Origin of the sequence: Nonomuraea rosea (genome assembly GCF_039539705.1) — a bacterium.
Classification (GTDB): Bacteria; Actinomycetota; Actinomycetes; order Streptosporangiales; family Streptosporangiaceae; genus Nonomuraea; species Nonomuraea rosea.
Genome location: NZ_BAABDQ010000008.1, coordinates 20,774 through 33,421 on the forward strand (window position 1 = coordinate 20,774; position 12,648 = coordinate 33,421).

The following is a 12,648-nucleotide window of genomic DNA, read 5'->3' on the forward strand; positions in this document are numbered from 1 at the left end:
ACAACGCCGGTACGGCACCAACCCCGCGCGTACGAGGTCAGCCGCGCCCGTACCGGTCCTCGGCCCGCCAGAAGTACCAGAACCCGGCTATCAGCGCAGCCACCGCCCAGAACAGGCATGACATCCACACCATCTGCGGCGGGCTGTGGCTGCCGATGAGGATGTCGCGCATCCATTCGATGAAGGAGGCGGCCGGGTTCAGGTACATCACGCTGGCCACCCATTCGGGCAGGCCCGCGCTGTTGACCACTTTGTCGTGGATGGCGAAGAAGACGCCGGAGGCATACAGCCACGTACGCATGATGAACGGCAGCAACTGGTTGAGGTCCCGCAGCGAGGCCCCCATCCGGGCCAGGATCAGCCCGGCCCCGACGTTGAACATCGTCTGCAACAGCAACACGATCGGGATCATCAGCCAGTACCAGTTCGGCAGCTCGCCCGTCAGCACCACGATGACCAGCAGCACCCCCATGGAGATGCCGAGCTGCTGCAGCTCCTGGATCGTGTAGGCCAGCGGCAGCGAGGCGCGCGGGAAGTGCAGGGCGCGGATCAGCGACAGGTTGCCGGAGATCGACTTGGCGCCGGCGGTGGCGGTCCGCTGTGTGTAGGTGAACACGAACATCCCGGTGAGCAGGAACGCCGGGTAGTTCTCGATGCCCTTGCTGCCGCCGAGGATCAGCCCGAACATCACGTAGTAGATCGCGGCGTTCAGCAGCGGGGTGATGACCTGCCAGAGCTGGCCCAGCGCCGAGCCGGAGTATTTGGAGACGTTGCGCGAGGTCGCGTACGTCAGGATGAAGTGCCGCCGCTCCCAGAGCTGCCGCAGATAGACCGGCAGCCCCGGCCGGGCGATGGCGGGGCGCAGTCCGTGTCTCCTGGCGAGCTCCGCCAGGGACTCGGCCGAATCGTTCGCCACGTGGCTCATGAGCACCTCGATCACCGATCGGCCGTTGGACTGTCGAATCATCCCGCGACGCAGGGGGCGTCGGTCCAGTCTTTGGCCGGAGCGTCGCGGAGTCGAGTATCCGCAGCGCCTGGGATATCCGGACAAGGGATGACCTTGTCCGAAACCCTTTCGCAGAGGGCGAAAGAGGGGCGGCTCAGCCGCCGGGAGCGTAGGGACGCAGCGTCTCGTCGACCGCGTCGCGCATGGCGGCGGCCAGCGGCTCCCCGCCGGTCAGCGCCCACAGGATGAGCACGCCGTTGTAGGTCACCTGGACCGCGTGGGCCAGCCGATCGACCTCGGTCTCGCCCGCCAGCTCCCCCGCCGCCACCGCATCGGCCAGCAGCGCGGCGATCTCGTCGCGGGTCCGGCGGGCGTGCTCGGCCGCGTGCCCGCGGAACTCGGCGTCGGTCAGGTCGAGCTGCAGGAAGCCGAGGCTGTTGGCGAGCTCCTCCGGGGTGGACACGCCCTCCGAGAGGCCGGCGACGGCCGCGCGCAAGGCCGCCAGCGGCGAGCCGTGCTGCTCACGGGCTCGCTGGAACGGCAGGCGCACCGTCTCCGTGGCGTGGCCGGCGACGGCGAGCAGCAGCCCCCGCTTGGACCCGAACCGCTGGACCAGCGTGGCCGGGGACAGCCCCGCCTCCTGGGCGACGGCGGCCAGCGTGACCCCCTGGGGTCCGTGCCGCCCGATCGCGCGGGCGGCGGCGTGGAGGATCGCCTCGTCGCTGGTCGTGCGCGGCCTGCCCATGCCCGGCCCTCCCCGGTTAATGAACGTTCGTTTATAAAACGATAGCCGATCGCGGCGTCTTCGAGCTGCCGGGGCAGCCCGGCTGCTAGGAGGCGATGCGTACGCCCGTCACCGCGAAGCGTTCGACGGCCGCCACGTGGCCGCCGGTGGAGGCGACGACGGTCAGCGTGCGTCCCGTCCGCGCCGTGAAGGAGACCCGGGCCGACCAGGGCGAGTCGCTGCCGCCCGCGCCCACGCAGCACCGCTCTCCGATCGGGGTGGCCGAGCCGGGGTGGCGGACCTGGACCCTGATGCTCTCGTCCACGCCCGTGATGCGGCCGCCCACGGTCAGCGGTGAGCCGACGGCGGCGCCGTACGCGGGCTTGGTCAGCGAGAGGTCGGTGTCGTCCGTGCCGACCACCTCCCAGGGGGCGTCGGGCCCCGAGCCGTACCTGACGAGATGGACGACGGCGGCGACCAGCGTGCCGGACCCTCCCTCAGCGTTGCGGTAGCCGACGTGGACGCGGGCGTGGCGGCCCTGGTGCACGGTCTTGACGGCCTGGTCGATCTCGGTGAAGCGGAGGAAGTCGTGGGCGAAGGCGACGGCGGTGCGGCCCGCGTCTAGACGCCACCGCTGCCGGCCGTCCTTGCGGTACACGCGCTGCCACGCGGCGGCTTCCCCACTGCTGGAGAACGGCCACAGCGGCTGATAACGGCCGGCCACCAGGCCGGACGACGGGGGCGGGCTCGGCGTCGCGCTCTCCGAGGGAGCGGAGGGTGTGGCGGCCGATGGGGAGGGGGCGGGCGAGGAGGTGGCGGAGCCGGAGGGCGGTGAGGAGGCCGTCGCCCGCGTGTCTCCCGCGCTCCCGCACCCTGCCGCGACCAGCCCCAGCACGACCAGCAACGGCACGGCGAACGATCTCATGCGCAGCCACCCTTCCAGCGTCACCGCCCAGTTCACGACCTGCTGAGCAAGGTAGTACCCATCCGGCCGCCCGTCCGCCCGTCCGGAAGGCACGACAGCGGCGCCGGCATCCGCGCGCGGGACGGGCGCGAATAGCAGACGACGCCCGCCCGAGGAGGTGATCGAGATGCGGACCAGACAAACCGTCGTCGTACGCCCCAAGCCGGCGCGCCCCCGGCCGGGCCTCGATCTGCGTACCCCGTCCGGACGCGTGCTCCCGTACTGACTTTGCCATGACGTGAGATGCCCTCGGTGGATTCGAGAGGTACGGGACCAAAGGCCCTGCCGGAACGGGTCCATCGGCCAGGGCTGGGCGTCTCCTGCGCGGGTAGCGTCCAGAACATGGCCACCTTGCCTCTGACCAGGCCGAACACTGGCGGTGTCCCCGCATGGATGAGCGCGGGTGACGCGCTGGCCGACCGGCTCACGTGGCCGACCATGACCAGGAACGCGGCGACGGCACCGCACGCCGTACCGACAGGCGAGGAGAAGCCATCATGACCGGACCCGGCGATCTGGGACGCCGCATCATCCACCACCGCGAGCGTCTGGGACTGACCCGCGAGGAGGTCGCCCGGCGCGCGGACATGTCGCCCGGCTACGTCGAATATCTCGAGGAGAACCCCGACACCCCGGGCGCCGGCGCCCTCTACCGCCTTGCCGACGCGCTGCAGACCACGATCGACGACCTGCTGGGCGGCGGCCTCGACCGGCCGCCCGGGCATGGTCCCGCCATGGCCAACCCCAGCGTGGAGGTGCTCGACCGGGAGGAGTGCCTGCGGCTGATCGGGCCGGGCGGGATCGGGCGGGTGGCGTTCAACAGCTCGCGCGGGCCGACGGTGCTGCCCGTCAACTACAAGATGCACCAGGGCGCCGTCGTCTTCCGTACGGCCGCGGGCGGCGCCATGGACCAGGACCTGACCACCGGTCTGGAGGGGGTCGACATCAAGATCGCGTTCGAGATCGACATGATCGACGAGACCAACCGCGAGGGCTGGAGCGTCCTGGTCCAGGGTCCGGCCCACCATCTGGCCCAGGAGGAGACGACTGAGGCGGCCGGTGTGGGGGTCACCCCGTGGGTGGGCGGCGAGCGCCAGCTCTACATCCGCATCGTGCCCCAGCAGATCACCGGCCGCCGCATCCACGCCATGTGAGCCGGTGTGCGTTCACCTGCAGGCGCGGACGCCGGTCACGCCGAACGCCATGAACTGCGTCATCTCGCGCTCGTCGAAGTTGTCGTCCGACCCGATCACCAGGGTGCACTCGCCGGTCGCCAGGCGCGGGCCCCAGGCCAGGCTCTCCAGGTTCTGTACTGGAGGGCGGAAGAAGCTCAGGTCCCTGACCAGGCGCTTGGCCACCGGCCGGTACGCCCCGCCGCTCGCCAGGGCGCTCCTTTCCAGCACGTTGGTGGCGCCGCGCAGGTCGATCTCGTACAGCTTCGCCCGGTAGCCGGCGCCGGAGATCCAGGAGCGTTCGAGCGCCAGGTAGCGGCCTTCGTCGATGGCCAGGATCTCCGACACCCCGGAATCGGCGGGGCCGGCGGGCGGGTTCGGTGCGGTGGACAGGGCGTCGAGCGGGTAGGCGTACTGGCCGCGCAGGGCCCCCTGGCGGCTCCACACCGTCAGCCGCGCGACCGAGCCGCGCTCCGCCGTCGGCATCGCGCCGTCCTCGTAGCGCGGGCCCTCGGTGATGCCGGTGATCGTACGGGGTGAGACCGCCAGCCCCTCGAAACCGGAATTGCGCCGCGGGCCGTTTTCGACGTCGGTCAGCCGCAAATTGGCGGGCAGCCGCAGCTCGCCCACATGCCGCCCGCTCATGTCCATTCCCCTGACCGCCGGGGGCGAAATAGGAATATCCGGATTGGCGGAGTCGGGCCGGTCTCCCTCGTCGCCCCACATCAGCCGCCCGCTCCACGGATCGAACCTGATCGACTCGGGATCGGCCGAGGCCGCCTTGCCGTACGCCGGGTACGGGCTGCCGTCGCCGCGGGTGAGCGTCGTCACCCCGGTCAGCCGGACCGCGCTGAACGCCCCCGTGCGCCGGTCGATGTCCAGCCGGCCGGTGTAGAAGCGGGCGGGGTCGTAGCGCCAGCGGTCGTCGGAGATGAAGTACCAGGTGCCGGTGCGCGGATCCCGGTCGACGCCGGACAGGCCGCCCACGGCGGTCCCCTCGAACCTCATCATGTGCGGCACCCGTTGCTCCCCGAGGAACCGGGTGATCCGCAGCGGATCGCGCGCCGCCGCCGACGCCGGTTGGGTGACGGTCGCCGACGTCACCGCGAGCGCTACGGCGATTTCCAGTATTTTCCGGGCACGAGCCATATAATCCTCCGCATTTAAACGAGCCACCGGCCGGATCGACGGAGGAAATGAAATCGCGAATCACCGAGGAAGTCCACCGACAAACAACGGGCATGCCGCACCCCAAAAAGGGCGTATTACGCGAGGAATTCCATAAGCCGACGAAATTCCCCGTGCCGGCATTTCAGCGGGCGCCGCTGCCGAGCCCGGCGGTTCAGGGGGATGTCAGGCGAGGTCGGGGAGCGTGAGGAGGTGGAGGCCGCCGTCGCGCAGCGCCGCCGCCGAAACGGCCAGGACGCTGCCGTTGCCGTCGATCTTCACCGCACCGGAGTCCCAGGCCCCGGCCGCGTTCCTGCCCCGGTTCCAGACCCCGGACCCGGGCACGACGGTCTGCACCTGCAGGGTCCCGTCCGGCAGTGCGGCGCCCGACACGGCGGTCACCGAGCCGTTGGCGTCCACCTGCGCCGCGGCGGCGGCCCACGTCCCGGCCGCGTTCCGCGTCCTGTTCCACACCCCGGCTCCCCGCAGCACGGTCTGCACCTGCAGGGTCCCGTCGGGGAGCCCGGCGGCCGAGATCGCGGTCACGTTCGTACTGGAGTCGATCTTCACCGACCCGGCCGCCCACGTCCCGGCCGCGTTACGGGTGCGGTTCCAGACGCCCGCTCCCGGCACGACGGTCTGCACGTTCAGCGTCCCGTCCGGGAGCCCGGCCGCGGAGACCGCGCGCACGGCGGCGTTGGAGTCGATCTTCACCGAGGCGGCCGCCCAGACCCCGGCCGCGTTCCGTGTCCGGTCCCACACGCCCGCTCCCGGCACCACGGACTGCACGTGCAGGCTGCCGTCGGGCAGAGCGGCCACCGCCACGTCGGAGACGTCGCCGTTGTCGTCGATCTTGACGGCGTGCTCGTCCCACACGCCGGCCGCGCTGCGGCCCCGGTCCCAGATCCCGCTGCCCGGCACGACGGTCAGCACGTGCAGGCTGCCGTCCGGCAGCGCCGCCACCGCCACGTCGGAGATGCCGCCGTTGCCGTCGATCTCGGCCGCGCTCGCCTCCCACGCCCCGGACGCGCCGCGCGTACGACCCCAGACCGTGCCACGCAGCGGCCGGTCGGGCACGCTGTAATACGGGCTCCACACCCGCGCCTTGTAGAAGGCCGCCCCCGTACGCCTGCGGGTCGCCGCGGGCGAGAAGAAGTCCACCGTGTCCGTGCACCAGTTGTTGCGCGTGCACGCGCCGGCCGGCACCTTGGCCGCGTCGGCCCTGGTCTGCACGATCTGCCCGGACGGCTGGTTGCCGATGGACTTGACCGCGCCCCTGTTCGCCCCGCCGGGCGCGGCGTCGAACGTCCTCGTCGTCTTGTCGTAGAGGTAGGCGGCGGAGCCGGTGCTGAGCCAGAGCTTGTTCGCGTCGTGGGCGTAGGCGTAGACGTCGTGGCCGCCGCCCGTCGGGAGCGCGGCTCTGCGCTGGGTGTCCTCGCGCAGCACCGGCTGGGCGGGGGTGCCCTCGACCGCCAGCGCGGTCAGGATCGGCTCCCCGGACACGGCGTCCTGGCCGATGACCCACAGCCGCCTGATGGCCGGGTCCCACAGCGCGGCGTGCGCGTCGGTGAGCTCGAACTCCGCGTACGCCCCGGCGTCCGGGCCCTGTGAGGCGGCGTACACCCTGACCCAGCCCCCGGTGGAGGCGGCGATCGCGATGTTGCCGTCGGGCAGCAGCTCGGCGGCGTGCAGGTTCCCGGGCAGGATCTGCGCCCACTGCCGCACGCCGCCCGGGTAGGAGACGATCGTGGCGATCCCCCTGGTGCCGCCGGCCGCGACGACGACGCTCTGCCCGCCGGCCGGCCGGTCGCGCAGCTTGAAGTCGGCGATGAGCCCGAAGGCCGAGACCTCGTCGGCCGTGAACCCGCCGGGCGTCACGCTGGGCTGCCACGTCCACTTGACGGCCGCCGAGCTGTTCCAGTCGGCGACCGCGGGATCGAACGCGATCAGCCGCCGGGCGGCCTGGTCCCCGCCCACGACCCAGTAGTCGCCCGGCGCCGCGGTCGCGGGACCGGCCGGAACCGCCAGGCCGGCCAGCATGATGGCGGCCGTCGCTAACTTCTTCACGCGCGCACTCCGTCCTCCGGCGATGATCACTGATTATGGAGGACGGAGTGCTCGGACGGTCTAGGCCAGGCCGGACGCGGCCAGGCCGGCGATGATGAGCCCCAGACCGTACACGAACGCCTCGTCGCTGGTGGGGGTGCCGCCCGCGCGGACGCCGGCCACCGTGAGGGGGAAGTCGGCGTACGCGTCGAGGTCGCGGGTCTCGCCGCGGGTCCCGCGTTCGCGCTGGGCCTGCTCGTTGAGGACGAAGCCGAGGGTGTAGTGGCTCAGGGCCGAGATCGCGTGCAGGCCCTGGGCGGGCGTGAACCCCAGGCCGACCAGGATCTTCAGCTCCTCCTCGAACCCTCGCGCGACGCCCTCGCCCGGATTGCTGCCGGTGACCAGCCGGGCCCCGTCGCGATGGCTCAGCAGCATCTGCCGGTAGGCGTGCGAGCGCCTGGCCAGCCAGTCCTGCCAGCGTTCACCGTCGTGCGGCCCGCCCATGTCGGGGGCGAGCAGCTCCCGCGACATCTCGTCCAGCAGCTCCTGCTTGTTGCGGAAGTGCCAGTAGAGCGCCGGGTTCTGCACGCCCAGCCGGGCGGCGAGGCGGCGCATCGACAGACCGTCCAGCCCGGCCTCGTCGAGCAGCTCCAGTGCGGCGCGGACGACCGTGTCGCGCGCCAGTCCCTTCTGTGCCATCGCCCGCCACCTTAACAGCGCTAAGGAGCCGGGCGCCCTCCCTAGGGGGTCTGGCGGGTTCCGATGACGGCGGTGGCGTCCAGTTCGCCGGAGCTCGCCGCCCGCGCCGCCAGGCCCGCTCGCGTGACGGCCGCGACGGTCTCGGCCGCCTGGCGCTCGCTGGTCTCGACCAGGAGGTGCCCGCCGGGCGCGAGCCACTCGGGCGCTCCGGCGATCACCCGGCGTACGACGTCGAGGCCGTCGCCGCCGCCGTCCAGCGCGATGCGCGGCTCGTGCAGCCGGGCCTCGGGGGGCAGCAGCCCGACGGACTCCGACGGCACGTACGGCGGGCTGGCGATCAGCAGGTCGACCCGGCCCCGCAGCGAGCCGGGCAGCGGCGCGTACAGGTCGCCTTCGTAGACCTCCGCGTCGGCGAGGTTGCGCCGGGCGCAGCGCACGGCGGCGGGATCGAGGTCGGCGGCGTGCACCTCGGCCCGGCCCAGCCCGGCGGCCACGGCCGCCGCCATCGCGCCCGTGCCGCAGCACATGTCGAGGACGACCGGCGTGCCCGCGACCCCGCGGGCCAGCGCGACGGCCTGCTCGATCAGGAATCCGGTACGCGGCCTGGGCACGAACACCCCCGGCTCCACGACCACCCGGAGCCCGCAGAACTCCGCCCAGCCCAGGACGTGTTCGAGCGGCCGGCCCGCGACGCGCCGCTCGATCATGGCGGCGAGCTCTTCGGGGCCACGGGCGGTGGAGACGAGCAGCTCCGCCTCGTCCTCGGCGAACACGCAGCCGGCGGCGCGGAGCCGCGCGACGATGGCAGGAATATCAATAGATGACGAAAAAACCGACATGGGAGCCTTTCGGAATGCCGATGGGCGCTCCCGCGGTCACCTGATCCGGTGGGCCGCTCGGCTGACGAAGGGGAGCACCCAGACTGACACAGCGGTAATGGGTCTCACCTCCTTTGAGACGACCTCTTCAGGACGGCCACAGTACCAGAGGCGTTCTCACGTCCAGGAACCGGCTCCGACCGGCCAGAACACGGCCGGAAACGCAGCCGGACCACAGCCGGACCACAGCCGGAACGCAGCCGGATCGCGCATCGGCCGCCTACGCCTCGGGGCGGCCCGGGCCCGGGCCGAGGGGTGGCCCAGCCAGGGCCGAGGGGCGGCCCAGGCAGGTCACGCCGGGGAGGTCGCCGTGCAGGCGCAGCCCGGCGCCCGGCCGGGTCTCGATGGTCAGGGTGCCGCCGATGGCGCCCAGCCGGTCGTACATGTTGGTGATCCCGTGCCCGCTGCGCAGCCGCTCCGGGCGGGCGCCCTTGCCGCTGTCGGTGAAGTCGAACGTCAGCCCGTCGCCGCCGCGCAGCTCGATCGCGACCGTGGCCTTCTCCCCCGCGTGCTTGATCGCGTTCTGCAGCGCCTCCAGCAGGCAGAAGTAGAGGTTGATCTCGATCTCGGGCGGGTAGCGGCCGACGCCCTCCGCGTGGATCGCGGTCGGCAGCGGCGAGTGGCGGGCCGCCGTCAGGAGCGCGGTCTCCAGCCCGTACTCGGCGAGCTGCGGCGGGTAGATCCCGTGGGCGAGGTCGCGCAGCTCCGTGCCCGCCTCCTGCAGGTCCTCGGTGAGCTGGGCCAGCAGCGGCCCCACCTTGCCGGGCTGGGTGGTCAGCAGGCGCTGCGCCACCCGCGACTGCACGGCCGCCGCCACGAGCCGCTGCTGGGCGCCGTCGTGCAGGTCGCGCTCGATCTGGCGGCGCTCGCGGTCGGCCGCCGCCACCAGCCGCGCCCGCGACTCCTGCAGCGCCTCGGCCCTGGCCACCAGCATCACGTGGTTCTGCCAGGCGAGGAACGAGGCCCTGGTCAGGCCGAGGAGGACCAGGGCGATGACGATGGGGACGATCCAGGGATGGGCGCGCACGCCGGTGAAGGGGAGGCCGGGAGAGAAGCGGCCGGCGGCGGTGACGGCCACGGCGGTGGCGACCGTACAGGCCATGATCAGTTTGAAGCGGCGGCGCGGCAGGAAGGCGACGGACAGCAGCACGGGCGACACCGTCACGAGCGTCGCGTACGGCAGCGCGGCCGGGACCAGCGCGGTCAGGGTGATGGCGTAGCACCACGTGATCGCCGCCGAGACGGCGATGGCGTGCTCGACGCGGTCGCGCCGGACGAACCGCACGGCCACCACGACGAGCAGGGCCGCCACGGCGCACCCGCCCGCCAGGGCGAGGAGGGGGCCGGTGCGCGTGCCGGCGAACGCGGCCAGCGCCGCCACGCCCGCCACGAGCGCGACCGTCTGGATGGCCCGCAGCCCGGAGACGAGGAAAGGGTGCGGGTGGGGCTGCTCGTCCCGCTGGATCGCGGTGTACAGCCAGGCGATGAGCAGCCAGATCCCCTGCAACGCCGTGCGTACGGCGCCGCCGCGCTGCTGCACCGAGCGGCGGACGCCCGCGCTCTCCAGCACGGAGCGGGGCAGGTGCCCGTGCAGGTGCAGCCCCCCGCCCGGCCTGGTGTCGATGGTGAGGGTGCCGCCGATGGCGCCGATGCGGTCGTTCATGTTGGTCATGCCGGAGCCGGTGTGGATCTGGTCGGACCTGGTCCCGTTGCCCGTGTCCTGGAAGTCGAACGACAGCCCGTTGCGGTCCTGCAGGGCGATGGCGACCGTGGCCTGGTCGCCGGCGTGCTTGATCGCGTTCTGCAGGGCCTCCAGCACGCAGAAGTAGATGTTGATCTCGATCTCGGGCGGGTAGCGGCCCATCCCGGAGGCGCGGACGGTGGTCGGGAGCGGGGCGTGCTGTGCCACCGCGCGCAGCGCCGTCTCCAGCCCGTACTGGGCGAGCTGCGGCGGATAGATGCCGTGCGCCAGGTTGCGCAGCTCCGCGCTGGCCACCTGCAGGTCGTCGACGAGCCGGGCCAGGAGCGGCCCCACCTCCTCCGGCTCGGTGCCGAGCAGGCGCTGCGCGGCCCGCGTCTGTGCGGCCGCCGCGACCAGGCGGCGCTGGGCGCCGTCGTGCAGGTTGCGCTCGATCTGGCAGCGCTCCCGGTCGGCCGCCGCGACCAGCCGCGCCCGCGACTCCTGCAGCGCCTCGGCCCTGGCGACCAGCATGACGTGGTTCTGCCAGGCCGCCAGCGACACCAGGACGGTGATGAACGGGATGAACGCCAGGGCCAGCGCGTGCGCGACCACCTCCAGCGCCTCGGTCTCCGCCACGATCCCGGGCTGAGTGCTCGCGGCCACGAGGATGGTCCCGGCCAGCATCGTGGCCCCGAGCATCGCCGACAGCCGCGCGTGATTCATGTGCTGTACGGCCACCAGCACCGGCAGGAGCACGGCCAGCGTCAGGATGGCGAGCGCGAACGGCACGATCGAGGTGACGATGACGGCCACCAGCCAGTTCGAGACCGCGAAGATGACGACCGCGGCGAAGCGCCGGAAGCGGTGGATCATCTGAATGGCCCGCAGCAGGAACGCGGCCATGACGACGAGCAGGGAGACGATCGCGACGAGCCAGGCGCCGTCGACACCCTCGACGCCCGCGACCCGCAGCGCGATCAGCCAGGCGACGGCCACCACGACGCCGGCCAGGTCGAGCTGGATGTAGGTGCGCAGGCGCTCCCATTCGGGTGCGCCGATCTCGATGATCTCATGCCCCCGCAGGCTCGCTAAGACCGCACGTGCCCCCCGTCGCTCCACAGCGCCTCCAGTTCGTCGGGACCGAAGCGGTCCTTGTGCCGGTAGTGGGCACCCATCACCATGGCGTCCCTGGGCAGGTCCTCCGTGTTGTTCACCGACAACAGGACGACCAGGATCTCGGGATATCGGCACCGGATCCGCCGCGCCGCCTCCAAGCCCCCCATGCCGGGCATGTTCACGTCCATCAGCACCAGGCCGACGCCGTGCCGCTCCAGAAAGCCCAGCGCGTCCTCTCCGCTGGCCGCCTCCCCCGCGAGCTCGAACCCGTCCGCCACGGCGATCACGCCGGCGACGGCCCGGCGGAACGACGGCAGATCGTCCACCACCAGAACGCGCACGAGGTGTTGCTCCACAAGCCCGATCGTCGCATTCGATCGCCGCTCTGTCGGTGGTGCTGCCATCACTATCTCCTGCGCCTTCCCGCACTATCTCGATGACGAATCGGAGTCGAGGAACAACAAGACCGCCTTGACTCTGCGGTTGGTGTCCCGGTCTCCGCGCAGGCCGAGCTTCAGGAAGATGGAATTGATGTATTTCTCCACGGCACGCTCGGAGACCTTGAAACGGGCCGCGATCGCGCTGTTGGATCTGCCGGCGGCGACTTCCGCGAGGGTCTCGCGCTCTCTCGGCGTCAGTTGCCGCAACGCGCCGCCTTCGTTGCGGGCCTTGGCGGACACGAGGGAGTCGACGACCACCGAATCGATGAACGACCCGCCCGACGCGACCGTCCGGACCGCGGAAATGAGCTCGCCAGGAGCCGCGATGCGTTCTTTGAGCAGATATCCGCGCCGGCTGCTGCCCTGCGCGATCAGGGCCAGCAGATAACTCGGGTCGAGAAACTGCGACAGCACCAGAACGGCGACGTCCGGATGCGTTTCGCGAAGCATCGTGGCCGCCCTTATTCCTTCGTCGGTCAAGGTCGGCGGCATGCGAATGTCCGTAATGACCACGTCGGGCCGGTGCTTGTCGACGCAGGCCAGCAACCCGTCGTAACCGGAGCAGACGCCGACGACCTCGACGCCTTCCTCGGTCGCGACCAGCGCCTCGATGCCGGCGCGTACCAGGAGATAGTCCTCGGCGATCACTATCCGGAGTGACGTCACCAACAAACCGTAGTCCCCCGTCCGTGGACTCTCAACAGTTCTTGATCGGCCCGCCGGGGCGCTGAAGAAAACACCCTCGTGGCGGTGCGGAAAACCGCACCGCGAACCCGGAGGCCAGCTTTATCGGAGTTTCCGCGGGCGAGGCGGAA

The 12,648-nt window shown here is 71.6% G+C and carries 12 protein-coding genes; 2 read left to right on the top strand and 10 right to left on the bottom strand.

Features of this window, described 5'->3' with window-relative positions:
• Window positions 1-37: 37 nt before the first annotated feature.
• The 3 genes from ABEA43_RS20285 to ABEA43_RS20295 form a co-directional block, all read right to left on the bottom strand.
• Window positions 38-967 (bottom strand): ABC transporter permease, encoded by a 930-nt coding sequence (locus ABEA43_RS20285; RefSeq protein WP_425570312.1) that lies wholly within the window; start codon window positions 965-967, stop codon window positions 38-40.
• Window positions 968-1,100: 133 nt separating this feature from the next.
• Window positions 1,101-1,691, bottom strand: a complete 591-nt coding sequence (locus ABEA43_RS20290; RefSeq protein ID WP_345563874.1) for a TetR/AcrR family transcriptional regulator — start codon at window positions 1,689-1,691, stop codon at window positions 1,101-1,103.
• An 85-nt stretch (window positions 1,692-1,776) separates the two neighbouring features.
• Window positions 1,777-2,595, bottom strand: a complete 819-nt coding sequence (locus tag ABEA43_RS20295; RefSeq protein WP_345563876.1) for a hypothetical protein — start codon at window positions 2,593-2,595, stop codon at window positions 1,777-1,779.
• A 381-nt stretch (window positions 2,596-2,976) separates the two neighbouring features.
• On the opposite strand from ABEA43_RS20295, the gene ABEA43_RS20300 reads away from it, so the two are divergent.
• Entirely contained in the window at window positions 2,977-3,135 is a 159-nt protein-coding gene (locus tag ABEA43_RS20300; protein WP_345563878.1) for a hypothetical protein, read from the top strand.
• A complete protein-coding gene (locus ABEA43_RS20305; RefSeq protein ID WP_345563880.1) occupies window positions 3,132-3,788 on the top strand; it encodes a helix-turn-helix domain-containing protein in 657 nt (218 codons plus the stop codon). Before ABEA43_RS20300 ends, ABEA43_RS20305 begins: the two co-directional genes overlap by 4 nt.
• A gap of 12 nt (window positions 3,789-3,800) precedes the next feature.
• Here the strand turns inward: ABEA43_RS20305 and ABEA43_RS20310 are convergent, their stop codons facing one another.
• The 7 genes from ABEA43_RS20310 to ABEA43_RS20340 all read right to left on the bottom strand — a co-directional run bounded on the left by ABEA43_RS20310 (window position 3,801) and on the right by ABEA43_RS20340 (window position 12,481).
• Entirely contained in the window at window positions 3,801-4,955 is a 1,155-nt protein-coding gene (locus ABEA43_RS20310; protein ID WP_345563881.1) for an esterase-like activity of phytase family protein, read from the bottom strand.
• A 204-nt stretch (window positions 4,956-5,159) separates the two neighbouring features.
• A complete protein-coding gene (locus tag ABEA43_RS20315; RefSeq protein ID WP_345563883.1) occupies window positions 5,160-7,040 on the bottom strand; it encodes a DUF6528 family protein in 1,881 nt (626 codons plus the stop codon).
• A 60-nt stretch (window positions 7,041-7,100) separates the two neighbouring features.
• Window positions 7,101-7,718, bottom strand: a complete 618-nt coding sequence (locus ABEA43_RS20320; protein WP_345563884.1) for a TetR/AcrR family transcriptional regulator C-terminal domain-containing protein — start codon at window positions 7,716-7,718, stop codon at window positions 7,101-7,103.
• Between the two features lie 41 nt (window positions 7,719-7,759).
• The gene (locus ABEA43_RS20325) at window positions 7,760-8,557 is read right to left on the bottom strand and encodes a putative protein N(5)-glutamine methyltransferase (protein WP_345563885.1); all 798 of its coding nucleotides are present in this window, start codon (window positions 8,555-8,557) and stop codon (window positions 7,760-7,762) included.
• A gap of 259 nt (window positions 8,558-8,816) precedes the next feature.
• Window positions 8,817-11,396, bottom strand: a complete 2,580-nt coding sequence (locus ABEA43_RS20330) for a sensor histidine kinase (RefSeq protein WP_345563886.1) — start codon at window positions 11,394-11,396, stop codon at window positions 8,817-8,819.
• The gene (locus ABEA43_RS20335) at window positions 11,366-11,734 is read right to left on the bottom strand and encodes a response regulator (RefSeq protein ID WP_345563887.1); all 369 of its coding nucleotides are present in this window, start codon (window positions 11,732-11,734) and stop codon (window positions 11,366-11,368) included. Before ABEA43_RS20335 ends, ABEA43_RS20330 begins: the two co-directional genes overlap by 31 nt.
• An 87-nt stretch (window positions 11,735-11,821) precedes the next feature.
• Entirely contained in the window at window positions 11,822-12,481 is a 660-nt protein-coding gene (locus ABEA43_RS20340; RefSeq protein WP_345563889.1) for a response regulator transcription factor, read from the bottom strand.
• Window positions 12,482-12,648 lie beyond the last annotated feature (167 nt).

Excerpts from the sequence above, each read along its gene's own strand:
- ABEA43_RS20310 (WP_345563881.1), bottom strand. The coding sequence starts at position 4,955 with ATGGCTCGTGCCCGGAAAATACTGGAAATCGCCGTAGCGCTCGCGGTG.
- ABEA43_RS20285 (WP_425570312.1), bottom strand. The coding sequence starts at position 967 with ATGATTCGACAGTCCAACGGCCGATCGGTGATCGAGGTGCTCATGAGC.
- ABEA43_RS20320 (WP_345563884.1), bottom strand. The coding sequence starts at position 7,718 with ATGGCACAGAAGGGACTGGCGCGCGACACGGTCGTCCGCGCCGCACTG.
- ABEA43_RS20300 (WP_345563878.1), top strand. The coding sequence starts at position 2,977 with ATGGCCACCTTGCCTCTGACCAGGCCGAACACTGGCGGTGTCCCCGCA.
- ABEA43_RS20305 (WP_345563880.1), top strand. The coding sequence starts at position 3,132 with ATGACCGGACCCGGCGATCTGGGACGCCGCATCATCCACCACCGCGAG.
- ABEA43_RS20325 (WP_345563885.1), bottom strand. The coding sequence starts at position 8,557 with ATGTCGGTTTTTTCGTCATCTATTGATATTCCTGCCATCGTCGCGCGG.
- ABEA43_RS20290 (WP_345563874.1), bottom strand. The coding sequence starts at position 1,691 with ATGGGCAGGCCGCGCACGACCAGCGACGAGGCGATCCTCCACGCCGCC.
- ABEA43_RS20295 (WP_345563876.1), bottom strand. The coding sequence starts at position 2,595 with ATGAGATCGTTCGCCGTGCCGTTGCTGGTCGTGCTGGGGCTGGTCGCG.